The organism is Rhodanobacter sp. UC4451_H18, assembly GCF_052978225.1.
The window spans coordinates 3,192,063-3,214,630 of the sequence record NZ_CM129663.1 but is presented as its reverse complement, the minus strand read 5'-3'; the positions used below and the strand labels follow the sequence as shown (position 1 = coordinate 3,214,630).

At 67.4% G+C, this 22,568-nt stretch carries 26 protein-coding genes; 13 read left to right on the top strand and 13 right to left on the bottom strand.

The features are described from left to right. Positions 1 to 288: 288 nt before the first annotated feature. On the bottom strand, positions 289 to 2,970 hold the full coding sequence (locus ACVCMG_RS14390; protein ID WP_447114424.1) for a M1 family metallopeptidase: 2,682 nt from the start codon (positions 2,968 to 2,970) through the stop codon (positions 289 to 291). Between the two features lie 159 nt (positions 2,971 to 3,129). On the opposite strand from ACVCMG_RS14390, the gene ACVCMG_RS14385 reads away from it, so the two are divergent. From ACVCMG_RS14385 to ACVCMG_RS14360, 6 genes are all read left to right on the top strand, one after another. Next, complete coding sequence (locus ACVCMG_RS14385) at positions 3,130 to 4,125, top strand: LysR substrate-binding domain-containing protein (protein ID WP_447114423.1); 996 nt, start codon at positions 3,130 to 3,132, stop codon at positions 4,123 to 4,125. Between the two features lie 51 nt (positions 4,126 to 4,176). Then, the gene (locus ACVCMG_RS14380; RefSeq protein ID WP_447114422.1) at positions 4,177 to 4,776 is read left to right on the top strand and encodes a hypothetical protein; all 600 of its coding nucleotides are present in this window, start codon (positions 4,177 to 4,179) and stop codon (positions 4,774 to 4,776) included. A 264-nt stretch (positions 4,777 to 5,040) separates the two neighbouring features. Continuing rightward, complete coding sequence (locus ACVCMG_RS14375) at positions 5,041 to 5,688, top strand: DUF5343 domain-containing protein (protein ID WP_447114421.1); 648 nt, start codon at positions 5,041 to 5,043, stop codon at positions 5,686 to 5,688. Continuing rightward, positions 5,685 to 6,260 carry a Swt1 family HEPN domain-containing protein gene (locus tag ACVCMG_RS14370; protein ID WP_447114420.1) on the top strand — a complete coding sequence of 192 codons (576 nt, stop codon included), beginning with the start codon at positions 5,685 to 5,687 and terminating at the stop codon, positions 6,258 to 6,260. The genes ACVCMG_RS14375 and ACVCMG_RS14370 overlap by 4 nt, the downstream gene beginning before the upstream one ends. Before the next feature lie 100 nt (positions 6,261 to 6,360). Beyond that, positions 6,361 to 6,918: a dihydrofolate reductase family protein gene (locus tag ACVCMG_RS14365; RefSeq protein WP_447114419.1), complete on the top strand. Its 558-nt coding sequence runs from the start codon at positions 6,361 to 6,363 to the stop codon at positions 6,916 to 6,918. Positions 6,919 to 7,049: 131 nt separating this feature from the next. Further along, complete coding sequence (locus ACVCMG_RS14360) at positions 7,050 to 7,436, top strand: VOC family protein (RefSeq protein WP_447115422.1); 387 nt, start codon at positions 7,050 to 7,052, stop codon at positions 7,434 to 7,436. 51 nt (positions 7,437 to 7,487) lie between these two features. Here the strand turns inward: ACVCMG_RS14360 and ACVCMG_RS14355 are convergent, their stop codons facing one another. The 3 genes from ACVCMG_RS14355 to xerD all read right to left on the bottom strand — a co-directional run bounded on the left by ACVCMG_RS14355 (position 7,488) and on the right by xerD (position 9,608). Then, positions 7,488 to 7,904 carry a VOC family protein gene (locus tag ACVCMG_RS14355; RefSeq protein ID WP_447114418.1) on the bottom strand — a complete coding sequence of 139 codons (417 nt, stop codon included), beginning with the start codon at positions 7,902 to 7,904 and terminating at the stop codon, positions 7,488 to 7,490. A gap of 70 nt (positions 7,905 to 7,974) precedes the next feature. Then, complete coding sequence (locus tag ACVCMG_RS14350) at positions 7,975 to 8,598, bottom strand: glutathione S-transferase family protein (RefSeq protein WP_447114417.1); 624 nt, start codon at positions 8,596 to 8,598, stop codon at positions 7,975 to 7,977. 74 nt (positions 8,599 to 8,672) lie between these two features. Then, on the bottom strand, positions 8,673 to 9,608 hold the full coding sequence (gene xerD / locus ACVCMG_RS14345) for a site-specific tyrosine recombinase XerD (RefSeq protein WP_447114416.1): 936 nt from the start codon (positions 9,606 to 9,608) through the stop codon (positions 8,673 to 8,675). A gap of 32 nt (positions 9,609 to 9,640) precedes the next feature. Between xerD and ACVCMG_RS14340 the strand changes: the two genes are divergently transcribed. The 3 genes from ACVCMG_RS14340 (at position 9,641) to ACVCMG_RS14330 (ending at position 12,306) form a co-directional block, all read left to right on the top strand. Further along, the gene (locus tag ACVCMG_RS14340; protein ID WP_395120005.1) at positions 9,641 to 10,147 is read left to right on the top strand and encodes an RDD family protein; all 507 of its coding nucleotides are present in this window, start codon (positions 9,641 to 9,643) and stop codon (positions 10,145 to 10,147) included. A 41-nt stretch (positions 10,148 to 10,188) separates the two neighbouring features. Further along, the gene (locus tag ACVCMG_RS14335; RefSeq protein ID WP_447114415.1) at positions 10,189 to 10,938 is read left to right on the top strand and encodes a class I SAM-dependent methyltransferase; all 750 of its coding nucleotides are present in this window, start codon (positions 10,189 to 10,191) and stop codon (positions 10,936 to 10,938) included. 84 nt (positions 10,939 to 11,022) lie between these two features. Next, the gene (locus ACVCMG_RS14330; protein WP_447114414.1) at positions 11,023 to 12,306 is read left to right on the top strand and encodes a polyhydroxyalkanoate depolymerase; all 1,284 of its coding nucleotides are present in this window, start codon (positions 11,023 to 11,025) and stop codon (positions 12,304 to 12,306) included. A gap of 9 nt (positions 12,307 to 12,315) precedes the next feature. On the opposite strand, the gene ACVCMG_RS14325 is transcribed toward ACVCMG_RS14330, so the two are convergent. Next, positions 12,316 to 12,657, bottom strand: coding sequence for an MGMT family protein (locus ACVCMG_RS14325; RefSeq protein ID WP_395120008.1), 342 nt, complete (start codon positions 12,655 to 12,657; stop codon positions 12,316 to 12,318). 81 nt (positions 12,658 to 12,738) lie between these two features. On the opposite strand from ACVCMG_RS14325, the gene ACVCMG_RS14320 reads away from it, so the two are divergent. Beyond that, a complete protein-coding gene (locus ACVCMG_RS14320; protein WP_395120009.1) occupies positions 12,739 to 13,143 on the top strand; it encodes a hypothetical protein in 405 nt (134 codons plus the stop codon). Positions 13,144 to 13,150: 7 nt separating this feature from the next. Here ACVCMG_RS14320 and ACVCMG_RS14315 read toward each other — a convergent pair whose 3' ends face one another. Next, on the bottom strand, positions 13,151 to 14,263 hold the full coding sequence (locus ACVCMG_RS14315; protein WP_395120010.1) for an inorganic phosphate transporter: 1,113 nt from the start codon (positions 14,261 to 14,263) through the stop codon (positions 13,151 to 13,153). A gap of 72 nt (positions 14,264 to 14,335) precedes the next feature. After that, the gene (locus ACVCMG_RS14310; RefSeq protein WP_136259163.1) at positions 14,336 to 14,965 is read right to left on the bottom strand and encodes a DUF47 domain-containing protein; all 630 of its coding nucleotides are present in this window, start codon (positions 14,963 to 14,965) and stop codon (positions 14,336 to 14,338) included. A 134-nt stretch (positions 14,966 to 15,099) separates the two neighbouring features. Here ACVCMG_RS14310 and ACVCMG_RS14305 point away from each other — a divergent pair, with 134 nt between their 5' ends. After that, complete coding sequence (locus tag ACVCMG_RS14305) at positions 15,100 to 16,425, top strand: hemolysin family protein (RefSeq protein ID WP_395120011.1); 1,326 nt, start codon at positions 15,100 to 15,102, stop codon at positions 16,423 to 16,425. 83 nt (positions 16,426 to 16,508) lie between these two features. On the opposite strand, the gene ACVCMG_RS14300 is transcribed toward ACVCMG_RS14305, so the two are convergent. Next, on the bottom strand, positions 16,509 to 17,270 hold the full coding sequence (locus tag ACVCMG_RS14300) for an RNA methyltransferase (protein ID WP_447114413.1): 762 nt from the start codon (positions 17,268 to 17,270) through the stop codon (positions 16,509 to 16,511). Positions 17,271 to 17,406: 136 nt separating this feature from the next. Here ACVCMG_RS14300 and ACVCMG_RS14295 point away from each other — a divergent pair, with 136 nt between their 5' ends. Next, the gene (locus ACVCMG_RS14295) at positions 17,407 to 18,210 is read left to right on the top strand and encodes an inositol monophosphatase family protein (protein ID WP_395120013.1); all 804 of its coding nucleotides are present in this window, start codon (positions 17,407 to 17,409) and stop codon (positions 18,208 to 18,210) included. Between the two features lie 30 nt (positions 18,211 to 18,240). Here ACVCMG_RS14295 and ACVCMG_RS14290 read toward each other — a convergent pair whose 3' ends face one another. The 3 genes from ACVCMG_RS14290 to ACVCMG_RS14280 form a co-directional block, all read right to left on the bottom strand. Then, positions 18,241 to 18,789: a hypothetical protein gene (locus ACVCMG_RS14290; protein ID WP_447114412.1), complete on the bottom strand. Its 549-nt coding sequence runs from the start codon at positions 18,787 to 18,789 to the stop codon at positions 18,241 to 18,243. A 148-nt stretch (positions 18,790 to 18,937) separates the two neighbouring features. Further along, on the bottom strand, positions 18,938 to 19,270 hold the full coding sequence (locus ACVCMG_RS14285) for a cupredoxin domain-containing protein (RefSeq protein ID WP_447099786.1): 333 nt from the start codon (positions 19,268 to 19,270) through the stop codon (positions 18,938 to 18,940). Between the two features lie 10 nt (positions 19,271 to 19,280). Continuing rightward, entirely contained in the window at positions 19,281 to 19,811 is a 531-nt protein-coding gene (locus ACVCMG_RS14280; RefSeq protein ID WP_395120016.1) for a DUF4142 domain-containing protein, read from the bottom strand. Between the two features lie 154 nt (positions 19,812 to 19,965). Between ACVCMG_RS14280 and ACVCMG_RS14275 the strand changes: the two genes are divergently transcribed. After that, positions 19,966 to 20,673 (top strand): RNA polymerase sigma factor, encoded by a 708-nt coding sequence (locus tag ACVCMG_RS14275; RefSeq protein WP_395120017.1) that lies wholly within the window; start codon positions 19,966 to 19,968, stop codon positions 20,671 to 20,673. Between the two features lie 6 nt (positions 20,674 to 20,679). Here ACVCMG_RS14275 and hda read toward each other — a convergent pair whose 3' ends face one another. Together hda and ACVCMG_RS14265 are read right to left on the bottom strand one after the other, a co-directional pair. After that, positions 20,680 to 21,387, bottom strand: coding sequence for a DnaA regulatory inactivator Hda (hda, locus tag ACVCMG_RS14270; RefSeq protein ID WP_395120018.1), 708 nt, complete (start codon positions 21,385 to 21,387; stop codon positions 20,680 to 20,682). After that, on the bottom strand, positions 21,384 to 22,559 hold the full coding sequence (locus tag ACVCMG_RS14265; protein ID WP_447114411.1) for an AI-2E family transporter: 1,176 nt from the start codon (positions 22,557 to 22,559) through the stop codon (positions 21,384 to 21,386). The genes hda and ACVCMG_RS14265 overlap by 4 nt, the downstream gene beginning before the upstream one ends. Positions 22,560 to 22,568 lie beyond the last annotated feature (9 nt).

The following is a 22,568-nucleotide window of genomic DNA, read 5'->3' as shown; positions in this document are numbered from 1 at the left end:
GCTCTTGCTTTCAGAGCAGAGCGGTCGATCGCCCAAGGCGATCGACCGCTCTTCGCTTTGAATTCGGCCAAAGGCATCGCGCGCAAGCGCGCTCCTGCAAGTGCGAGGGATCGATCGTTCTTGTGAGACGGGCGATGCCTGTCTTCGCAGGCATGACGGAGTGTGGGGGCGAGGTGGGAGGTCTGTCGAAAGCCCGGCAGCCACGTCATATCTCTCAATCAAAAGAATGGCGCGCCGGCCAGACAACCGGCGCGCCACATGACACATGCTGAGCGAGCGTCAGCGCGGTTACTGCAGGATCGCTGCAGGGTCCTGCGCCTGCTTCAGCGCCGCGCACAGTTCGATCGACTCGCCGGTCTGCGCCAGGCCGCGGGCGATGCCGGCCGCGTCGTCTACGCGCGAATCGAAGAAGGCGTGCAGGCGCGCGGACTCGGCGGTGCTGCAGCCGCCGGCTGCGGCCAGCGACGGCAGGCGGCCGCCGGCGAAGCTGCCGGTACGGGCGAGGATCTGCGGGTAGTGCGCGGTGAACCACTGCCACATCGCATCGCGCTGCGCGACGGTATCGCGCTCGCCCATCAGCAGCCGGCCCATCTCGCCCACCTTCACCGTGTCGGTGAGGGCGAAGTTGCGCACCTGCTCGGCCAGTGCCGGATCTTCCGCGCGCGACAGGCCGTCAAGGATGCCGTTGCGCAACGCAGGGTCACTGGTCGCAGGCAGCTCGGCGATCAGCGCATCCACCGCGGATTTGCCGTGCGTCTGCACAGCCACGCCAAGTACCGTGCCGAGCAGGTCGGGATTGGCGGAGGCCAGGTCCAGGCGGCCGTTCGCGCCGCGCTTGAGCGCGGCCTCACCCTGCTTGAGCAAGGCCGCGCGCACTTCCGGCACGCGGAAGTCGAACGCCAGCGCGTCGGCGAGCGTGCTGCGCAGCAAGGCCGCTGTATCCGTCTCGCCGGCCACGCGCTGGTAGCCGAGCTTCTGCAGCCGCGGCAGATACGCCGCGCGAACCCAGCCGTCCACGCGCGCACGCTGCGCGTCGGTGCGCGCCGCGTGGTGCGCGATCCACGCCAGCTGGCCCAGCGGGGCGGTGGCAACGTCGGAGATCGGCGAGGCGGTCAGCGGCTTGAACGCGGCCAGCACGTCGCCGGCATCGAGATCGCCGCGACGGAAACTGGCGCTGACCGCATCGGCATACGCGAGCTGCTCGGCGTCGCTAAGCTGGCCGACCACGGCGGTCAGCCGGGCCAGTTGCGGCTTGTCGAGGCTGAAACGGTAATAGCCGTTGGCGTTCGCGTTGGGCATGACCCAGGTCGGCTTGCCGGCACCGGGCAGCGCCATCGAGCCGCTGGCCTGGTCGAGCATCTGGCACTCCACCTTGCTGCCGTCATGGGTGCCGTAGCGCACGCACACCGGCACGCCCCACAGGCGCTGCGCGTTGCCCTTGCTGCCCAGCGGCAGGTAGCGCTCCTGGCTCAGCTGCAGCACGGCCTGGCCGCCCTTGTATTCCAGCCGGGTACGCACGTAGGGCACGCCGGACTGGTTGAGGAAGCTCTGGAACGCATGCTTGAACGGCGCGCCCTTGCCCGCCGCGTCGGCGATGGCGTCGACCAGATCATCGGCGGTGGCGTTGCCGAACTTGTGATCCTGGATGTACGCGCGCATCCCCTTGCGAAAGATCTCCTCGCCCACGTAGTTCTCGAACATGCCCAGCACGCTGGCGCCCTTCTGGTAGGTAATGCCGTCGAACGCGGTAGTGATGTCGCCGTTGCCGGTGATCGGCTGGCGCACGCTGCGCGCACTGACCAGGCTGTCGCTGCCCATCGCGCGCTGGCCGCCGCGCACGCGGTCGAGATCGGCGCGGTATTCCGGATGCACCTGCATCGTCACCTTCTGCTGCATCCAGGTGGCGAACGCCTCGTTGAGCCAGATGTCGTTCCACCACTCGGTGGTGACCGTGTCGCCGGTCCACATGTGCGCCAGCTCGTGCGCGGTGACGTTGAACGAGCCGCGCACGTTGCGCGCGGGGGAGTCCTTGTCGAGCAGCAGCAGCCAGTCGCGGAAGGTGACCAGGCCGGGGTTCTCCATCGCGCCGGCGGAGAAATCCGGCGCGGCCAGCAGGTCGAGCTTGTCGAACGGATAGCCGAAGCCGTAGTAGTTCTCCAGCGCGTGGATGATGCTCGGCGTTTCGGAGAGGACATGCTGCATGCGATGGCCCTCGCCTTCGGCGGCGACGCCACGCAGCTGCAGCGGCTTGGCGCGGTAAGCGGTCGGCGAAATGTCCGGGCCGGCAACGACATCCCACGGGCCGACCGCGAAGGCCACCAGGTAGGTCGGCAGCGGCACGGTGCGGGCGAAAGTGACGGTCTTCCAGCCCTTGCCGGCGCTCTGCTCGCTCACCGGCTTCGTGTTGGCCACCACGGTCTCGTCGGCGGGCGCGGTGATGCTGATGTCGAACGGAGTCTTGAAGCCGGGCTCGTCGAAGCCCGGAAAGGCGAAGCGCGCGCTGATCGGTTCCATCTGGGTCATCGCATACGGCTTGCCCTTGGCGCTGACCTTGTACAGCCCCTGCAGTTGCGCGTTGAGCGGCGCGGTGTACTCGAACTTCACGCTGAGCTGCTGCGGCTGCAACACGCTGCCGAAATCCACCCGCGCCACGCCGGCCTTCGCATCCGCCGCCACGTACTTGCCCACGTGCACCGCGCCGGCGGCATCGGTGATCTTCACCTTCGACACCTTCAGGTCGGCGCCGTCCAGCCACAGGTGGTCGGAGGCCTTTTCGAGCTTCACCTCGATCGTCGTGGTGCCGGAGAAATCTGCCTGCGCAGGGTCCACCTTGAACGCCAACTGGTACGACTGCGGCACGGCCCAGCCGGGCAGTCGGCCGCTGGGCGCCTGCTCGGCGGAAGCGGCCAGGGTCGAGGCGCCACAGGCGGCAAGCGCGGTGAACAAGGCGGTCTGGACAAGGCGGCGCATGACTTCACTCCGGGACGGACAAAGCCCCACGCTAGGGGGCGGCATGACTTTCGACCCAGTGCCAGAAGGCATGGCTGGCGGCCTGCGGCATCGTCAACGCTGATTATTTGCGTGGCGCATCATAGGTATGATCTATGTTTCGACGAACCGGGAGCGGCGATGAACCTGCGCGACCTGCAATACCTCGTGGCCCTGGCGGAGCACCGCCATTTCGGTCGCGCGGCGGCCGCGTGTTTCGTCAGCCAGCCCACTCTCTCCACCCAGATCAAGAAGCTGGAGGAGGAACTGGGCGTGTCGCTGGTCGAGCGCGCGCCGCGCAAGGTGCTGCTGACCGAGGTCGGCCGCGACATCGCGATCCGCGCGCGCGACGTGCTGGGCGGCGTGGAACAGATCCGCGCGGTGGCGCGGCGCACGCTGGACCCGGAGTCCGGCACGGTGCGGCTGGGCATCTTCCCCACGCTGGGGCCGTACCTGCTGCCGCATGCGCTGCCGCTGGTGCGCGCTGCCTTTCCCAAGCTGGAGTTGCTGCTGGTCGAGGAAAAGACCGAGGCGATCCTGCGCCTGCTGCGCGAGGGCCGGCTCGACGCCGGCATCCTCGCCCTGCCGCTGCACGAGGACAGCCTGCACAGCGAGTTCCTGTTCGAGGAGCCGTTCCTGCTCGCCGTATCCGACGAGCACCCGCTGGCGCACCAGCAGGGGCTGCTCAAGCTGCGCGACCTGTCCCACCAGAACCTGCTGCTGCTGGAAGACGGCCACTGCCTGCGTGACCAGGCGCTGGAGGTTTGCCACATGGCCGGCGCCGGCGAGCACTCGGGCTTTCGCGCCACCAGCCTGGAGACCCTGCGCCAGATGGTGGCGGCCAACGTCGGCATCACCCTGCTGCCGGTGATGGCGGTAAAGCCGCCGGTGGCGCCGGTCGACGGCCTGCACCTGATCGAGTTCAAGGGCCACGCGCCCAGCCGCCGCATCGCGATGGTGTGGCGCAAGAGTTCGGCGATGCACGCCTTCCTGCAGCGCCTCGCCGAGGTGTTCCGGCAACTGCCCGCCGAACTGCTGGATGCACATTCGGCCGCCTCGCCGACAGTATCGGCACCGGCAACCCGTCGCGGCCGCAAGGCGACGAGACCCCAGGCATCCGCCGCCGACGCCGGCTGAGCGCGGCGCCCGCATCGCGTACACTCCGCGCAGACCGAGGGTCGGGGCCCCATGCGCAAACTTCTGATCGTCGCCGCCGCGGCATTGGTGCTGCTGGGCGTGCTCAAGCACCGCGAGCACGCCGCCGTGCATCCCGACCCCGGCGTGCTGGCCGCGGCAGCGCCGGAGCAGGTGGATCTGGACCACGGCGCGCAGTTGCAGAAGGGCGACACCACGCTGACCACCCGCGCGCACTTCGACATCACCGCCCGCGTGCTCTCGCGCAAGGACTACGGCGGCGCCGACGGCGAGCTGGTGCCGCTGGACCTGGCCATGGGCTGGGGCCGCATGTCCGACAGCGACGTGCTGCAGCACATCGACATCAGCCAGTCCGGCCGCTTCTACTACTGGCACGTGCAGGAGTTCCCGATCCCCCGGCGCGAGATCGAAACCTCCAGCGCCAACATGCACATGATCCCCGCCGACGCCGACGTGAAAAACCAGCTGGAGCAGGTGCGCGCCGGCGAGGTCGTCCACCTCGAAGGCTTCCTGGTCGACGCCAGCCGCCCCGGCGGCTGGCATTGGAAAACATCCATGACCCGGGAGGACACGGGGGCGGGAGCGTGCGAGCTTATCTATGTGGAGCGGGTGGATGTGATGCCTGCGCCGTAGGGCGGTCAGGGCGTTCGCCGCTCGATCTGAATTCGATACGGCGGGCCGAGCGGAAACTTGCCAGTGACCAGAAATCGGCCGGCGGCTTGCCGCAGGACAACGGCGGGATTAGGCTGCAGGAATAGGCGGCGGGAAGAGCTACAAATCAATCGAAGTATGCGAAAACCACGGGGGTGTTCGCCCGTCATGGATAGGCTGCAGGATTACACTGCAAATTGAAATCTACTTAGCGTTGGCTCGTCACATACTCTCAGGGAGAACCAAATGGCCTTGCCGGACAGCTACACGATGAAAGCAGGATCCATTCCAGCCTACTTCGATGCAATGCTGGACGCACAGCCACCGGAGCGCTTCTCCCTGAAGTTTCTTGAGAATCTTGGCTTCACATCTACCAATGATCGTCTTTTTATTGGAATCCTCAAGGACCTTGGGTTCTTGAACAGAGACGGCCAACCTCAGCAGCGCTACTTCGAGTTCATGGATCGAAGTCGCGCGAAAGACGTCTTGGCCGAGGGCATACGTGAGGCCTACGCTGACTTGTTCGCCATTAATACCAAGGCGAACGAATTCACGGCGCAAGACGCAAAGAATAAGCTCCGCACATTGTATGCTGGAAAGAAAACTGATCTCGTCATTGGCCATGTAGCAAAAACGTTTCGAGCACTCTGTGATTACGCTGATTTCTCAGGCGAACCGACAGTGCGAAAACAGCTTCCTACTGAGGGCTCGCAGGAACAAGACGCTTCCGAGAAAGCTACTCCTCCTCCGAGACAGACATCGGATGAGCTCCCGGCCTCCGGGAAAATCAAGTTCGCCGGCCTTCAGTATCACATCAATATTGTTCTGCCCGACACACGCGATCAAGCTGTTTTCGATGCAATCTTTCGATCTCTCAGGGAGCACTTGGGGTGAGGGATTTAGATCTCTACTCATTTGTCTATCGTGGCGTACTCACCGAAGAGACCTTAGACCGAGCCGGTCGCCGTCGACGCAATCACTTCGGGACTGAAGACGCGTTGGCAACACAAAAATCTCTTTCTTACGAATTCCTCGACGCAGACCTTTTAGCTGAGGCGCAGCGCATGTCGGTAATCTACGCAGCGATCCACGCCTTCGAAAATGCTGTTCGACAACTAGTCACTAAAGCTATGGCAGAGGAGCATGGGGAAACTTGGTGGACGAAGGTTCCAGATAGAATCAGGAAGACATCGAACAGCAGAATGGCGGAAGATGCAAAATTCCGTTGGCACGGGGCCCGAGGTGCGAGTGATATCAACTATTGCGACTTCAGCGATCTCTCATCGATCATTGTGGTGAACTGGCCCGTGTTTGATGACCTTCTTGGAAACATGGAGTGGGCAAAAACAACTCTTAACACCTTGGAGAAGAGCAGAAACATAGTCATGCACGGCGGAAGCCTTTCCAAGGAAGATGTCGAGCGCATAGGAATGAACATCCGTGACTGGATTCGTCAAGCAGGCTAAAAGTTAGGAGATAAAGGGAAGAGATAAAGGGGACGTGGCCAATTAAATCGGGGAAGCCTCAGAATCCGACTCTGTCCTGCTCTCTCATACGGACGACACCGTGGGCCTCTTGACCTTCAGCATCAACGTCACCCTGGACGGCTGCATCGACCACCAGGAAGGCATCGCCGACGACGAGACGCACGCATTCTTCACCCGGCTCATGGACGAGAGCGGCGCGATGCTGTGGGGCCGCGTCACCTACGAGATGATGGAGAACTACTGGCCGGCGGTCGCCCGCGGCGAGGTGGAAGCACCGCCGGCACTGTGCGAGTGGGCGGTCAAACTGGAAGCCAAGCCGAAGTACGTGGTGTCTTCGACGCGAAAGGAATTCCCCTGGACCCACAGCCACCATGTCAGCGGTGACCTGCGCGCGGGCGTGCAGAAGCTCAAGGACGCGACACCGTCCGGCGTGCTCCTCGGCAGTGGCAAGCTTGCAACCGAACTGGAACGGCTGGAGCTGATCGACGAGTACAAGTTCCTCGTCCATCCCCGGATCACCGGTCATGGCCCGACCCTGTACCAGGGCGGGCTGCCCGGCACACGACGACTGGAGCTGGTTTCGGCCACGCCGCTTCGCAACGGCGCAGTCGCCGTGCACTACCGGCGCGCGCGCTGACCTGTAGTGCTCCGATGGCAAACTGATAGAGTCCTTCCGGTTGGAGTGAAGTCCGAAGCAGTGCGCGAACGGTTCCCCGCGCGACTGCCACGGTCCTGCAACCCGAGCGCGAAGCCTCTTTCATGAACCCCATTCCCATCGAACGCATCGACCATCTCGTCCTCACCGTCAAGGACATCCCCGTGACCTGCGATTTCTACTCGCGCGTGCTCGGCATGGAGGTCGTGACGTTCGGCGCGGGCCGCAAGGCGCTGGCGTTCGGGCAAAGCAAGATCAACCTGCACCAGCAGGGCCGCGAGTTCGAGCCCAAGGCCGCCGCGCCGACGCCCGGCTCCGCCGACCTCTGCCTCGTCACCGCCGCCACCCCACACGCCGTGCTGGCCCACCTGGCGGCATGCGGCGTCGCCGTCCTCGAAGGACCGGTGAAGCGCACCGGCGCCCTCGGACCCATCACGTCCGTCTACTTCAGGGACCCCGACGCGAACCTCATCGAGGTTTCGAGTTACGGCGAGGCCTGACGGCGCGCTGGCGCCTCAGTTCCTGCCCTGCCCGGCGCTTCGGCCCTGGGCTTACCCCGGCCGGCTGCAGTTGACCATCCACATCGCGCCGTAACGGTCGGTGAGCATGCCGAAGCGCAGCGCCCAGTCGGTCTCGGCCATCGGCATGGTCACCTGCGCACCGTCGGACAGGGCGGCGAACAGGCGCTCGGCTTCCTGCGGCTGGTCGACGCTGAGCGACACGGCGTTGCCGTGGATGCCCGGATACGGGCCGCTGTCGGGATTGCACCAGTCCGAGCCCATCAGCACGGCGTCGCCCACCTGCAGGCGCACGTGGGCAATGAGGTGGCGGGTGGCGGGCGGCGCCGCATCGCCGGACATGTCGCCCATGGTCACCTTCATCGCGATCTGGCCGCCCAGGCAGCGGGCGTAGAAGTCGAAGGCTTCGGCGGCGTTGTCCTTGAAAAACAGGTAGCTCACGAGTTGCATCGGTGTCCTCCGGTGGGATGCTCTGCAGGGACGACGAACGGCGCGGGCGCAGATCGACAGTCAGCGCGAATCAGGCGGCCACGGCGATTTCGGGGAAGGGTTCGCGCCAGGCTTCGAGCTCGTTCATGCGCTCGTGCCAGCGCTGGACGGCAGGGAACTCGGCCAGCGGGATGTGCGCGCGGGTCGCGTGCGGAAGCGCCACGGCGAGCGCGAAATCGGCCAGCGTGAGCGAGTCGCCGACGACGTAGTGGCGATGTTGCAGATGGCCGTCCAGCACCGCCGCAGCGCGGCGCCATTCGTGAGAAGCCCGCTCTACTTCGGCGGCGTCTGCCTCGCCCAGGTTGAAACGCGGCCTGATGATGTGCTCGAAGTAAAGCGCGCCGCCGGGCCGGGTGAAGTGCTGATGGTTCCAGCTGAACCAACGGACCACCTCGATCTGGCGTGCGTCCTGCGGCCACAACTCCGAGTCGCAGCGCGCGGCGAGGTGGCACATGATCGCGTCCGCCTCCCACAGCGCCAGCGCGCCGTCGACCAGGGTAGGCACCTTGCCGTTGGGATTGAGCGCCAGGTAGTCGGGGCGGCGGTGCTCGCCGCGGCCGAGGTCGAGATAGACGTATTCAACGGGGGATTCCAGGTATTTCGCGACTGCGCACGCGGAGCGCGGCTTCAACACGTCGGACCAGTAGAGCTTCATGGTGGGGGATTCCTCGCGAAGGTGGGGACTACCTGCCACGACGAACGGCATCCCCGTGAATCGACAAGCGCCGCTCACCCGCGCGGATGATGCTGCGCGTGCAGCCGTTTCAGCCCTTCCTTCGCCACCAGCGTGTAGATCTGGGTGGTGCTGAGCGAGCTGTGGCCGAGCAGCATCTGCAGCGCGCGCAGGTCGGCGCCGTGGTTGAGCAGGTGGGTGGCGAAGGAATGACGCAGCACATGCGGCGAGATGCGTTTGGCGTGGATGCCGACCTGCTGCGCGTAGCGCTTGACCAGGGTCCAGAACATCTGCCGGCTCATGCCCTCGCCGCGGTTGCTCAGGAACAGCGCCGCGGGCTGCCGGCCGCGGGCCAGCGCCGGCCGGGCACTGGCGAGATAAGCGTCGATGCGCGCCAACGCTTCCTCGCCCACCGGCACCAGCCGGTCCTTGCCGCCCTTGCCGGTGACGCGCAGCACGCCCTGGCGCGTGTTTAGCGCTGCCAGCGGCAGCTCCACCAGCTCCGACACGCGCAGGCCCGAGGCGTACATCAGCTCCAGCATGGCGCGATCGCGCAGGCCCAGCATGGTGCCGGTGTCGGGCACGTTGAGCAGGCTCTCGATCTCGCGCTCGGCCAGCGCCTTGGGCAGGCTGCGCGGCATCTTCGGCCGCTCGATCAGCAAGGTGGGGTCGATGAAATCCGGCTCGTCGCGGGCCACGCAGGCGTAGTAGCGGCGAAACGCCGACTGCCGCCGCGCGATCGAGCGGACGGCCACCGGTTGCGCGCCGTGATAGGCGGAAATGTCCTCCCGCGTGGCCGTGCGCAAGTTGCGTCCGCGCGATGCCAGCCAGCGCGCCAGGGCTTCCAGATCGCGCCGGTACGCTTCGAGCGTGCGCTCGGCCAGGCCGTCCTCCGACCACACCCGCTCGATGAACAGCGCGATGCCACGGCGGTCGGCTTCGGCGATACTGGCGGGGTTTTCTTCCTTGTCCATGCGCACGATGCTGACCATCGCGCGCGCTCCACGCAAGCGATCCGATGCCGATGCCCGCCCGTTCCGACACGCCCTCCGCCATGCCCTGTCCGCTGTGGCGGCGCCTGCTCGCACTGGTCTACGACCTGCTGATCGTGGTGGCGATCGTGATGGTGGTGGGCCTGCTCAGCCAGCTGGCCACCGGCGGGCAACTGGTGCAGGGCGCCGATCACGCGCAGGTGCCGGCCTGGTACCGGCCGCTGCAGGGGCTGGTGGTGTCGGCGTACTTCATCGGCTCGTGGCTGCGCGGCGGCCAGACCGTGGGCATGCGGCCGTGGCACATCCGCGTGACCGCTCGCGACGGCGCCGGCCCGACCTTGCAGCAGGCGGTGCTGCGTCTGCTGGTCGCAGCCGCGCCGATGCTGCTGCTGATGCTGGCGCCCGTGCTGGGCCTGCGCGCCACCTTGTGGCTGCTGCTGGCGGCCTGGGGTGCGTGGTTTGCGGTGGCCTTGTTCGACCCGCGCCGCCGCGCGCTGCACGATATCGTCGCGGGCACCGAGTTGCGGCAAACGGGCTGAGCTTCACGTATTGCACAGCGCCGACGCGGTTCAATCCGCCGATGCCTTCCCCACCCGCCGCCGAGCTTCGCAGCAACGACGAGTTGATCCGCCGCAACCGTGGCTTCTACGAGCCGTTGTGGACGCGGGCGAACCTGGTCGAACCCTCGCGCTTCAATACCTGGCCCTTGCTGCAGGCGTTGGCGGACGAAGCACCGCGCCGGCTCGAAGTGGCGCCCGGACTGCGCCCGCGGCTGCCGCTGCGCGGCACCTGCTTCGTCGACTTGAGCCACGCCGCAGTACAGCGGCTGCAGGCCAACGGGGCCACCGCGGTGCATGGCCTGATCGGCGCGCTGCCCTGGCGCGACGCCAGTTTCGACCTGGTCTGCGCGCTGGACATCCTCGAACACGTCGCCGACGACCACGGCGCGCTGGCGGAACTGGCGCGCGTGGCGGCTCCCGGCGCGCGCGTGCTGATGTCGGTGCCGCTGCACCCGCAGGCATGGACCGCGTTCGACGACTGCGTGGGGCACTGTCGCCGCTACGAGCCGGCGCAGATCCTCGCCCTGCTGGCCGAACACGGCTTCGTGCTGGAACACAGCGCGGTCTACGGCATGCAGCCGAATTCGCCGCGGTTGCTGGCCATGGCCGAGTGGTTCCTCGACCACCAGCGCGAACGCGCGATGTGGTGGTACAACCGCGTGTTCATGCCGCTGGGCCTGCATTTCCAGCAGCCGCTGCACTGGCGCGAGGGCTTGGGCGACACCGACGGGGTGGACGAAATCCTGCTGCGTTGCCGCCGCCCAAGTTGAGACCCAGCTCTCTGCCGCATTGCAACACCAGCCGGCCATTCCCGCTAAGATGCAACGGTTTACGACCAACGGCCACCCCATCCGATGCTCTATCAAATCCATGAATGGCAGCGCTCGCTGCTCGGCCCGCTGAGCTATTTCGCCGAGGCCAACGCCCGCATGCTCAGCGCGCGCGGCAACCCGTTCGCCGCCTGGCCCGGCGTGCAGCGGCTGGCCGCCGCCAACGAGCTGGTCTACCGGCTGGGCAAGGATTACGAGAAGCCCGCGTTCGGCATCCATGCCGCCGAGGCGCACGGGCAGGAAATCGCGGTGATCGAGCGGGTGGCGCTGGCCAAGCCGTTCTGCCAGCTCAAGCGCTTCAAGCGCTTCAGCGACGATCCGGCCACCATCGAGAAGATGAAGAAGGATCCGGTGGTGCTGGTGGTGGCGCCACTGTCCGGCCACCACGCCAGCCTGCTGCGCGATACCGTGCGCACCCTGCTGCGCGACCACAAGGTGTACATCACCGACTGGGTCGACGCGCGCATGGTGCCGGCCGCCGAGGGCACCTTCAGCCTGGACGACTACGTCGCCTACGTGGAGGATTTCATCCGCCACATCGGCGCCGAATCGCTGCATGTCATTTCCGTGTGCCAGCCCACCGTGCCGGTGCTGGCGGCGGTGTCGCTGATGGCCGCGCGCGGCGAGGCCACCCCGCGCAGCCTGACCATGATGGGCGGTCCGATCGACCCGCGGCGCAGCCCCACCAGCGTCGACAACCTGGCCACCCGGCAGCCGCTGGCGTGGTTCAGGGGCAACGTGATCCACACCGTACCGCCGAACTATCCGGGGCGCGGGCGGGAGGTCTACCCGGGCTTCCTGCAGCACGCCGGCTTCATCGCGATGAATCCCGGCCGGCACATGAGTTCGCACTGGGATTTCTACCAGGACCTGCTGCGCGGCGACCAGGAAGATGCCGAGGCGCACCGCAAGTTCTACGACGAGTACAACGCGGTGCTGGACATGCCGGCGCGGTTCTACCTGGACACGATCGAGAAGGTGTTCCAGCAGGCGCTGCTGCCGCGCGGGCTGTGGGACGTGGCCGGCGAGCGCGTGGAGCCCGCCGCGATCCGGCACAGCGCGCTGCTGACCATCGAGGGCGAGCTGGACGACATCTCCGGCCTGGGCCAGACCGAGGCCGCGCACGACCTGTGCAGCAGCATCCCGGCGAAGCGCCGCGCGCACAGGGTGATCGAAGGCGCCGGCCACTACGGCATCTTCAGCGGACGGCGCTGGCGCGAGACCGTGTACCCGCAGGTACGCGACTTCATCCGCCAGTTCGACCAGCCGTTCCGGCCGGCCGGGCGCCGTCGCGGCGACGCGAAATAACCGGGCCACTCAGGCCCCGGGCCAGCCCCACAGCGCGTGGTCGAGGTCGCCATCCAGGCCGAAGCGCGACAGCGGCACGCGGCCATTGACCACCTCCACGCCCTCGGCGCGCAGCCGGCGACACTGCTCGCGGAAGCCACGGCTGCCCGGCGGCATCGCGACGTGGCCGCTGGCCCGCAGCACGCGGAACCACGGCAACTCCATGCCCTCGGGCACCTCGCCCAGCAGCCGCCCGACCAGCCGTGCCCGCCCCGGCAGCCCCGCACGCGCGGCGATCGCGCCATAACTGGCCACGCGGCCGGGCGGAATCGCGGCGATGGCGGCATAGATGCGGGCGTTGCGGTCTTGCATGGGCACTCCGGTACAACCCGCCGACTCGGCAGGCGAGGCCCGACAGAGTAACCTCGGGCTCTGTCCCACGGGAATGGCACCATGCGCCACTTCGAAGCCGTGCGCTCCCACCTGGCCGGCGCGCACCAGTTGCACCACAACGATCCCTACCTGATCAGCTTCGACCTGGCGCTCGGCCAGGGTCGCCACCAGGGCATCTACCTGGCCGAGCTGGAGGGCGAATCCGGCCGTCGCTACCTGCGCGTGTCCACCCCGATCGGTCCGCTTGCCGGCACCGATCCGCAGCGCTGCCTGCGCTTCAACTGGGAACAGCGCACCGGTTTCCTGGCGGTGGCCGACCTGGACGGTTCGCCCTACCTGCACCTGTGCGAGAACCGCCTGTACGAATTCCTCGACGCCGCGGAACTGGACCGGGTGATCCGCGTGCTGGGCAAGCTGGGCGACCGCCTGGAGCAGGTCATCGCCAGCGACGAGGATGCCTTGTAGCGGTGCCTCAGAACGCCGCGCGATACGCCAGCACGAAGCCGTAGGCCAGCAGCGCGGTGATCGGCAGGGTCAGGATCCACGCCCATACCATCCGCTCCACCACCGACCAGCGAATCGCGCTGAAACGCTTGGCAGCGCCCACGCCCATGATCGAGGACGACACGATATGGGTGGTCGACACCGGGATGCCGAACACCGAGGCGCTGAGGATCACCAGCGCACCGCTGGTTTCGGCGGCGAAACCGTTGATCGGATGCAGCTTGACCATCTTGTGGCCCAGCGTCTTGATGATGCGCCAGCCGCCGCCGGCGGTGCCCGCGGCCATGGTCAGCGCCGAGACCACCTTCACCCACACCGGGATCACGAAGCCGCCGGCCGGGTTCTCCTCGATGCGCAGGAAGCCGAGTATCCACGGCAGGTGGTCGAACTCGTGCGCCGCGGTGGCGCCGGCCAGCGCCAGCGCGATGATGCCCATGCTCTTCTGCGCATCGTTCATGCCGTGCGCCACGCCCATCGCGCCGGCCGAGAGGATCTGCGCCTTGCCGAACAGCGCGTTGACGAACGGCGTGCGGCCGAACCGACGCGACCAGCCCTGACGGTTGGCGAACCACGACAGCAGCGCGTACAGCAAACCCATCACGATGAAACCGATGATGAAGCCGCCCACCGGCGACACCACCATCGGGATGATGACCTTGGGAATGACGCCGCTGCCTTCGAACCAGCCGCCATGGATCCAGATCACCGAGTCGAAGTTGTTGCCCGACGCGGCCAGCGCGGCGCCGACCAGGGAGCCGATCAGCGCGTGGCTGGAGCTCGACGGCAGGCCCAGCCACCAGGTGATCAGGTTCCACACGATCGCCGCCAGCAGCGCGCAGATCAGCAGTTGCGAGCTCACCTCCAGCACGCCGGCATTGATCAGGCCCGAGGCGATCGTGGCGGCCACGGCGGTGCCGAGGAAGGCGCCGACCAGGTTGGTGCCGGCGGCCATCAACACGGCCTGGCCCGGACTGAGCACCTTGGTTGCCACCACCGTGGCGATGGAATTGGCGGTGTCGTGGAAGCCGTTGATGTAGGTGAACGCCAGCGCGATCACCACCACCGCGATGACGACGCTCATGCGCGAACTCCCGCGACAAGGCGGCGGCCGGCGGCCGAACGAGGCGAAAGGCGCAGGGTCACGAGCGGGCCCTCAGGAGTTCTTCAGCACGATCGAGTAGACGATATTGCCCACGTCGCGACACTTGTCGATGGCCTTCTCGATCAGCTCGAACAGATCCTTGGCCAGCATCGCGCGCATCGCGTCGCTGCCTTCGACATACAGGGTGCGGTACGGCGCCAGCAGCATGCGATCGCCCTCCGACTCCAGCGCCTGCAGGCGATCCTGCAGCTTCTTGACGCGATCGATGCGCAGGCCGTTGCGCAGCTCGCCGACCATCTCGGCCACCACCTCGCTGGAATGCAGCAGCACCTGCGCGCGCTGCGCGAAATCCACGCCGCCCAGGCGGGCGGAGACGATCTCGTAGCGCTCGGCGAATTTCTCGATGGTCTTGGGGATTTTGTAGAGCGAGGAGTTCAGCGCCTCGATGTCCTCGCGATCCAGCGCGGTGACGAAGGTGTTGACCAGCCCCTCGCTGATCTGCGCGGCCAGCTCCTTCTCCCGCGCGCGGGTCGCCGCGAAGCGCGCCATCACCGAGCCCTGGTCCGGCTTGGTCAGCAGGTCGTGCAGGGCCTGGGCGCTTTCGCTGGCGGCGCTGGCGCTCTGTTCAAGCAGGCCGTAGAACTTGTCGCCTTTGCCGAAAATCGTCTGCAATGAAAACATGCTGGCCATGCCTGAAGGAGCGGGATGACGGAAATGTTACAGGATGCCCGTGCTGCCATGCATCAATATCCGCGTGAAGCGGAGCCCCGCTGCCCTTACACTGTGCCCATGCACCCTCCGACACCTTCGCCGCGATGCTGACCGAAATCGCGCTCGTCTTCGTGCTTGCGCTGTGCAACGGCTTCTTCGCGCTGTCGGAGATGGCCCTGGTCGCGTCGCGGCCCAGCCGCCTCAAGCAGATGGCCCGCACCAGCCGCAAGGCCGCGGCCGCGCTGCGCCACGCCGAGGCGCCGGAGCGCTTCCTCTCCACCGTGCAGGTCGGCATCACCCTGGTGATGCTGGTGACCGGCGCGGTTGCCGGCGATGCACTGGGCGCGCACATCGCCGCCGTGCTGACCGGCGAGCACATGGCCTGGCTGCTGCCGTACGCGCGCGGCGCGGGCATCGTGCTCGGTTTCGCGCTGATCTCGTACATCCAGATCGTGATCGGCGAACTGGTGCCCAAGCGGCTGGCGCTTGCCGCACCGGAGAAGGTGGCGTCGTACGCCGCCATCCCGATGCTGGTGCTGGCGCGGATCACCTCGCCGTTCGTGTGGCTGCTCAACGCATCCAGCGGCCTGCTGCTGCGCCTGCTGCGCATCAATACGCACGGCCGCGGCGTGGTCACCGAGGAGGAGATCCGCCTGCTGGTTGCCGAGAGCGTCGAGGCGGGCGTGATCGACGAGGACGAGCACAACATGGTCAACCGCGTGCTGCGCCTGGGCGACCGCACGGTGGACAGCGTGATGACGCCGCGCATGCGCATCGCCTGGCTGGACCTCACCGCATCGCGCGAGGAGAACATCGAGGTGATGCGGCAGACGCCGTACTCGCGCTACCCGGTGTACCGCGGCGACGAGAGCGACGTGGTCGGCGTGGTCGAGGTCAAGCGCATGCTGCACAGCTTCGCCGAAGGCAGCCCGGAGTTGTTCGGCCATCTGTCCCGGCCGCTGTTCGTGCCGGCCACGGCGCGCGCCCTCGACCTGCTTGAGGAGTTCCGCGACGCCGAGACGCCGCTGGCCCTGGTGGTGGACGAGTACGGCGACATCGAGGGCGTGGTCACCGTCAACGACCTGCTGGCCGCGGTGGTCGGCGCCAGCCAGATCGGCCACGGCGGCAGCGACGAAAGCCCGATCAAGCAGCGCGCCGACGGCAGCTGGCTGATCGACGGCAGCCTGTCCACCGACGACCTGCGCGAACTGCTGCGCACCGGCGAACTGCCGGGCGAGGCGGACCACGATTTCCGCACCGTGGCGGGCATGGTGATGACCGCGTTGGGCCACGTGCCGCAGGTCGGCGAGGTATTCGCCTGGCGCGGCATCCGCTTCGAGGTGGTCGACCTGGACGGCGCCCGCATCGACAAGCTGCTGGTCACCCCGGCGCCCTCGGCGAACGACGCCGGCGGTGAGGAGACTGGCTGACAGGCAGGAGTGAGTGAAGAGGAGTGAGGAGTGAGAGAAGGCTGATGCGGAACCGGCTGTGGCTTTCTCTCACTCCTCACTCCTCACTTCTCGCTCTTCGCCAGTCCCGCCATGCGCTGTGCATCGGCCAGGATGCCGTGCAGCACACGCAACTCGCGCTGGTCCGGCTGGGCGCGCTGGAACAGCTTGCGCAGGCGCAGCATGATCGTGGTCGGCTCGCGGCCCTTGTGGAACTCGATGTCGTCCAGTGTCTGCGCCAGATGGCGGTAGAACTGCTCCATCAGGGCGGCATCGGCGAGCGGCTCGTCGTGCTCCGGCGGTGGTGCGGGCACTTCGTCGCCCAGGGCCGCCATGCGCAATTCGTACGCCATCACCTGCACCGCCTGCGACAGGTTGAGCGAGCTGAAATCGTCCACGCTGGGAATCCGCACCATCGCGTGGCAGTGCGCCAGCTCCTCGTTCGCCAGCCCGCTGCGCTCGTTGCCGAACAGCAGCGCCACCTGTTCGCCGCGCCGCGCGGCAGCCAGCGCCTGTCGCGCGGCTTCGCGCGGCCCGAGTTCCGGCAGGGTGATGCCGCGCCGGCGCGCGGAAAGGCCCAGCGCGAAACTGCAGCCGGCCAGCGCGTCGACCAGCTCGCCGTGCACGCCGGCATGCTCGAGCACGTCATCGGCACCGGCCGCCAGCGCGTTCGCCTCGCGGTCGGGGAAATGTGCCGGGCTGACCAGCTCCATCCGCGCGAAACCCATCGTGCGGATCGCCCGTGCCGCGCTGCCGATGTTGCCCGGGTGCGAGGTACGCACCAGCACGAAGCGGAGGCGGGAAGCGAGGTCGGCGGTGTCGGGCATGCGCGGATCGGCGTGGCGGGCGGAACACGCAAGGATAACGGACAAGCGCCGGCGCCGGCCGCTTTCCGCCCGCAGCGGCGGGCGGCCTGCTAGAATCGGCGGCCGCAAACCCCGCTCTCTTCCAAAGTCGATACCCATGGCCAGACCACACGTCACGATCGCGGCGCGCGCCGCGCGTTCCGCAGGCAATGTGATCCTGCGCTACATGAACCGCATCGACGGCCTGCACGTGGTCGAGAAGCAGCAGATGGATTTCGTCTCCGAGGTCGACAAGCTGGCCGAGGCGGAAATCGTCAAGGAACTGCGCCGCGCCTACCCCGACCACGCCATCCTCGCCGAGGAAAGCGGCGCGACCGGCAAGGGTCCGCTGACCTGGGTGATCGACCCGCTGGACGGCACCCACAACTACCTGCGTGGCATCCCCCACTTCTGCGTGTCGATCGCGCTGCTGGAAAAGGGCGTGCCGATCCACGCGGTGGTATTCGACCCGCTGCGCGACGAGCTGTACACCGCCAGCAAGGGCGACGGCGCCTACCTCAACGATCGCCGCATGCGCGTGGGCAAACGCGAGAACCTGGGCGGCGCGATGATCGCCACCGGCTTCCCGTTCCGCCAGCGCGAGCACCTCGGCCCGCAGCTGGACATGACCCGCGCCATCCTCGGCCAGGCCGAGGACATCCGCCGCTCCGGCTCCGCCGCGCTGGATCTGGCCTATGTCGCTGCCGGTCGCTACGACGGCTATTTCGAGATCGGCCTGAAGCCCTGGGACATGGCCGCGGGCGTGCTGCTGGTACACGAAGCCGGCGGCCGCTACTGCGACTTCGCGGGCCGCGACGGCATCCCGGAAAGCGGCAACCTCATCGCCGGCAACCTCAACGTGGCCAAGGCGATGGTCGACGCCATCGGGCAACAGGCGACGCCGGCGCTGCTCAAGGCTTGAGGTAGCCGCGCGCTACTGTGCCCACGCAGTTCACCGGTTCCCATCTGAAAGCGGCGGACACTTCGCGATATCAGGTTCACCGATGCGAGTCGCCGAAATGATGTCCGGCGGCACGGGCGGTGAATCGGGTGCCACGGCCCCGAGAGCACCTCCCCAAATAGCGCTCGTGCCGCCGAGCCCCGTCGGCGTAGGGTGCAGACTTACTCCGTAACCACCATCGGGGGAGCGCACGAGTTCCAGTTCGACGGTGTGTTCGCGCATGCCCCAGGAAAAGAAGCCTTGCGCGGGAACGTAGTCACCCTCCGCTGGTGCGCCAACGCGTTCAAGCACGAAGCAGGCATTGTCAGGATCACGCCGAAGCGAATCGCGAAACGTGTAGCCCTGCCGATCCAGCAGGGGTTGCTCGAAGAGAACCATCGTCCCGCTACGGAACACACGAGCTGACGACCCTGCACAGGAACCATGGCAGATTCGCACCACATAGGTGCCCGCGTAAACCGCCGGATGAGTTGCCGAATAGGGCTCGACCGTGCTTCCAAGAAGCGCCGCGATCACGACGCCGGAGAACAGCCACGACATGGCATCGACTCCCGATGTTGCTCCGAGGAATCATGCGCGTGCGAAACAGCTCACACAAGAACGACTCGACAACTGCGCGCGCCAACAAGGCCATCGGCGCCTGGCGCGGTTCGCCCGGTCGCACGCTGGCGACCGGGCAATGGACAGACTACTTCACGACCAGGTTCGCCTGCATCGTCGGGTGGAACTTGCAAAACACCACGAAGGTGCCGGCCTTCGCCGTCATGCGCGCCGTGGCACCCGGCTTGAGGTCGACGTCGAAGCTGCCGTCGCGGGCGGTGGCGCTGTGTTCGAGGATGCCGTGATTGGCCCATTCGATGATGTCGCCGGCGCGCACGTCGGCAGGCATCGGGCCGAAGGCCATCTTGTCGATCACGACCACGTGCACGCGCGGGGCGGTCGCCGCGCCGGCGGCGGTGGCCGGCACGAAGCCGCCCACCAGCGCCAGCGCGATGCCGAGCCAAAGCATCATGCGAAGCATGGCGCGCTCCCTACTTCAGGCTCTGCGCCAGATGCTCGGCATGCATCTGGTGCGACTGGAACAGCTTCAGCCCGGTTTCCAGCAGCGACTTCAGCTCCGCGTTCTGTGCCGCCGGAATCAGCGTGCCGCTCAACGCACCGTTGACGGTCTGGTGGAAGGCGACTTCGTTGGCAGCGTAGGCCTTGTCGTAGGCATCGCCGCTCAACGCGGCGAGTTTGGCCTGCTCGGCCGCGGCGGCGCTGGCCAGCGACTGGCTGGTCGCGTTGTCCTCGGGCGTCACGCCCAGCTTCTTCACCAGCGCCAGCGCCTGCTCGTTCACCGCCGCGTGGTCGCGCGCCATTTCCTCGGCGAAGGCGCGCACCGCGGGGTCATGCGACTTCTGCAGCGCCTGCTTCGCCGCGGTGACGTCGATCGCGCCGGCGGTGTAGGCGATGTGCGCGATCTGCGCGTCATTGGGAGCCGGCGCGGCGGCATCGGCCTGCATGGCGGGACCGGCGGCCAGCGCCAGGCCGAGGATGAGGGCAAACAGCGGCTTGTTCATGATGGGTGATTCCTTGGGTTTGATGGGCGGCACGCAGCGGCCGCCCGTGCCCATCTGATGCAACCGCGGCGCGCCGGTTCCCGCCAATCGGTCACGGGCCGCGGGAACCTCGCGGCATGCAAATGCATCGGATCGGGTGTAGAAGGAGGAAACCATGCCCAACCAAGCCCGTATTGCACCCGTCGACTACGCCACCCTGGATGACCACGCGCTGGTGGCGTGCGTCCGCAACGGCGAGCGCGCGGCGTTCCGACACATCATGCAGCGCTGCAACCAGCGCCTGTTCCGCGTCGCGCGCGCGGTGATCGGCGACGACTCGGAAGCGGAAGACGTGCTGCAGGAATCGTATATGCGTGCCTATCACAAGCTGGATTCGTTCCGTGGCGAGGCGACCCTGTCGACCTGGCTGACCACGATCGTGCTCAACGAGGCCCGTGGCCGCCTGCGCAAGCGCCACACCATGGTCGGGCTGGAACAGGTGGACGCCGCACCCGACGACACGCACCAGATCATCCGCTTCCCCTCGGCCTTCGGCAGCGAGGACCCCGCCGCCTCCGCCGCCCGCGCGCAGATCCGCCACCTGCTCGAGCACGCCATCGACGAACTGCCGCCGGCTTTCCGCGTGGTGTACATGCTGCGCGAGGTCGAGGAATGCAGCGTGGAGGAAACCGCCAGCCAGCTCGGCATCAAGCCGGAGACGGTGAAAACCCGCCTGCATCGCGCCCGCCGCCAGCTGCGCGCCGCGTTGCACGACAAGCTCGCCACCACCGTCGGCGAGGCTTTCGCCTTCATGGGTCGACGCTGCGCCCGCGTCACCGACGCGGTGATGGCGCGGCTGGACGCCGAGACGGGCGAGGCCTGACGCCGGTCAGGACGCGCCAGCCCCACCCTCGCGCAGGAAATCGCGCAGGAACGGGATGGTGACGCGCCGCTGCGCGGCCAGCGAGGCGGCGTCCAGCTTGTCGAGCAGGTCGAGCAAGGCGCCGAGGTCGCGCGCATAGCGGGCGAACAGCCAGTCAAGCACGCTGTCGTCCAGCTCGATGCCGCGCGAGGACGCCTGCGCCTTCAACACCGCGCGCCGTTCGTCGTCGTCCAGCGGCTTCAACGCGAACTGGGTGCAGGCGCCGAGGCGCGAGCGCAGGTCGGGCAGCTCGATGCCCATCTGCGCGGGCGTGGCGTCAGCGGCGAACAACAGCGCGTGACCTTCGGCTCTCGCGCGGTTGTAGAGGTCGAACAGCGCATGTTCCGCATCGCGCTTGCCGGCGATGGAACCGAGATCATCCAGCGCCAGCAGCTCGCTGCCGGCGACGCCGCGCATGACGGCCGCGGCATCACCCATCGTGGCCAGCGGCAGGTATTGCGCGCGCCGGCCGGCCGCGGTGGCGGCCTGGCAGGTGGCCAGCAGGAGGTGGCTGCGGCCGCTGCCGGCCACGCCATGCAGGTAGATCCAGGGCACACCGGGCTCCACCGCGAAGCGGCGCAGCGCAGCCAGCGCGGCCGCGTTGGCGCCGGCGTGGAAATGCTCGAAGCGCTGGCGTCGAGGCCAGCGCAACGCGAGCGGCAGTTGCGGGTTCATTCGACCGGCCGGTCCCCCGGCGCGGGCGCCACCTGCGCCCCGGCAGCGACGTCGCCATCGGCGCGCACGGCCACCTCGACCTCGGCGATCACCGGATCGGCGGGCCCCTCGTCGTTGTAAAGCTCGCTCATCCGGTAGCGCTCGACCAGATAGCGCAGCAACACCACGATCACCGACGCGGCGGGCAAGGCCAGCAGCACGCCGAGGAAGCCGAACAGGTAACCGCCGGCCAGCACCGCGAAGATCACCGCCACCGGATGCAGGCCGATCTTGTCGCCAACCAGCTTGGGCACCAGCACGTAGCCTTCCAGCAGCTGGCCCAGCATGAACACGCCGCACACCATCAGCACGTGGGCCCAGTCGCCGAACTGCACCAGCGCAGCGATGATCGCGGCGACGAAGCCGATGATGAAACCGAGATACGGCACGAAACTGAGCAGGCCGGCGACCATGCCTATCAGCAGGCCGACCGACAGGCCCACCAGCCCCAGCCCGGTGCCGTAGAACACGCCCAGCGCGAGCATCACCAGCAGCTGGCCGCGCACGAAGGCGCCGAGGATGGCATCGGACTCGCGCGCCAGGTGCGCGATGGTCGGCTGCACCGAGCGCGGCAGCATGCCGTCGATGGTGGCCACCAGCCGATCCCAGTCGCGCAGCAGATAGAACGCCACCACCGGGATCAGCACCAGGTTGGTCAGCCACATGGCGATGCCGACGCCCGAACGCGAGACCTTGCCGATCACCGCGGTGGCGACGCCGCCGATCGAGCCGATGTGCGCCTTGATGGTGCCGAGCAGGCGCTCGCTGTCGAAGGTGTGCGGGTCCAGGTGCAGTCGCGCCTGCAGCCATGGCCAGGCCACGTTCTGCGCCCAGTCGCCGTAGCGCGGCAGGTTGCTGACCAGGTTCTCGACCTGGTGGACGATCATCGGGATCAGCAGCAGCAGCACGCCGACGACCACCACCAGGATCACCACGAAGACGATCGTGGCCGCCCACATCCGCTTCAGCCCCAGCCGCTCCAGTCGGTCGGCCAGCGGATCGCCCAGGTAGGCCAGCATCGCGGCGATCGCGAACGGCATCAGCACCGGTGCGAGCAGCCAGAGCAGGTAGACGATGACAGCGACAAGCGCGAACAGCTGCCAGCGCCGCGAGATGTCCTTGTCCTGGGTCATCCGATCCAC

Coding starts and splice junctions, on each gene's coding strand:
- ACVCMG_RS14305 (WP_395120011.1), top strand. CDS start 15,100: ATGCTGACCGAAATCGCGCTCGTCTTCGTGCTTGCGCTGTGCAACGGC.
- ACVCMG_RS14310 (WP_136259163.1), bottom strand. CDS start 14,965: ATGTTTTCATTGCAGACGATTTTCGGCAAAGGCGACAAGTTCTACGGC.
- ACVCMG_RS14315 (WP_395120010.1), bottom strand. CDS start 14,263: ATGAGCGTCGTCATCGCGGTGGTGGTGATCGCGCTGGCGTTCACCTAC.
- ACVCMG_RS14355 (WP_447114418.1), bottom strand. CDS start 7,904: ATGCAACTCGTGAGCTACCTGTTTTTCAAGGACAACGCCGCCGAAGCC.
- ACVCMG_RS14300 (WP_447114413.1), bottom strand. CDS start 17,270: ATGCCCGACACCGCCGACCTCGCTTCCCGCCTCCGCTTCGTGCTGGTG.
- ACVCMG_RS14275 (WP_395120017.1), top strand. CDS start 19,966: ATGCCCAACCAAGCCCGTATTGCACCCGTCGACTACGCCACCCTGGAT.
- ACVCMG_RS14280 (WP_395120016.1), bottom strand. CDS start 19,811: ATGAACAAGCCGCTGTTTGCCCTCATCCTCGGCCTGGCGCTGGCCGCC.
- xerD (WP_447114416.1), bottom strand. CDS start 9,608: ATGGTCAGCATCGTGCGCATGGACAAGGAAGAAAACCCCGCCAGTATC.
- ACVCMG_RS14390 (WP_447114424.1), bottom strand. CDS start 2,970: ATGCGCCGCCTTGTCCAGACCGCCTTGTTCACCGCGCTTGCCGCCTGT.
- ACVCMG_RS14330 (WP_447114414.1), top strand. CDS start 11,023: ATGCTCTATCAAATCCATGAATGGCAGCGCTCGCTGCTCGGCCCGCTG.
- ACVCMG_RS14285 (WP_447099786.1), bottom strand. CDS start 19,270: ATGCTTCGCATGATGCTTTGGCTCGGCATCGCGCTGGCGCTGGTGGGC.
- hda (WP_395120018.1), bottom strand. CDS start 21,387: ATGAACCCGCAACTGCCGCTCGCGTTGCGCTGGCCTCGACGCCAGCGC.
- ACVCMG_RS14295 (WP_395120013.1), top strand. CDS start 17,407: ATGGCCAGACCACACGTCACGATCGCGGCGCGCGCCGCGCGTTCCGCA.
- ACVCMG_RS14350 (WP_447114417.1), bottom strand. CDS start 8,598: ATGAAGCTCTACTGGTCCGACGTGTTGAAGCCGCGCTCCGCGTGCGCA.
- ACVCMG_RS14290 (WP_447114412.1), bottom strand. CDS start 18,789: ATGTCGTGGCTGTTCTCCGGCGTCGTGATCGCGGCGCTTCTTGGAAGC.
- ACVCMG_RS14385 (WP_447114423.1), top strand. CDS start 3,130: ATGAACCTGCGCGACCTGCAATACCTCGTGGCCCTGGCGGAGCACCGC.
- ACVCMG_RS14320 (WP_395120009.1), top strand. CDS start 12,739: ATGCGCCACTTCGAAGCCGTGCGCTCCCACCTGGCCGGCGCGCACCAG.
- ACVCMG_RS14340 (WP_395120005.1), top strand. CDS start 9,641: ATGCCCGCCCGTTCCGACACGCCCTCCGCCATGCCCTGTCCGCTGTGG.
- ACVCMG_RS14265 (WP_447114411.1), bottom strand. CDS start 22,559: ATGACCCAGGACAAGGACATCTCGCGGCGCTGGCAGCTGTTCGCGCTT.
- ACVCMG_RS14375 (WP_447114421.1), top strand. CDS start 5,041: ATGGCCTTGCCGGACAGCTACACGATGAAAGCAGGATCCATTCCAGCC.
- ACVCMG_RS14380 (WP_447114422.1), top strand. CDS start 4,177: ATGCGCAAACTTCTGATCGTCGCCGCCGCGGCATTGGTGCTGCTGGGC.
- ACVCMG_RS14335 (WP_447114415.1), top strand. CDS start 10,189: ATGCCTTCCCCACCCGCCGCCGAGCTTCGCAGCAACGACGAGTTGATC.
- ACVCMG_RS14325 (WP_395120008.1), bottom strand. CDS start 12,657: ATGCAAGACCGCAACGCCCGCATCTATGCCGCCATCGCCGCGATTCCG.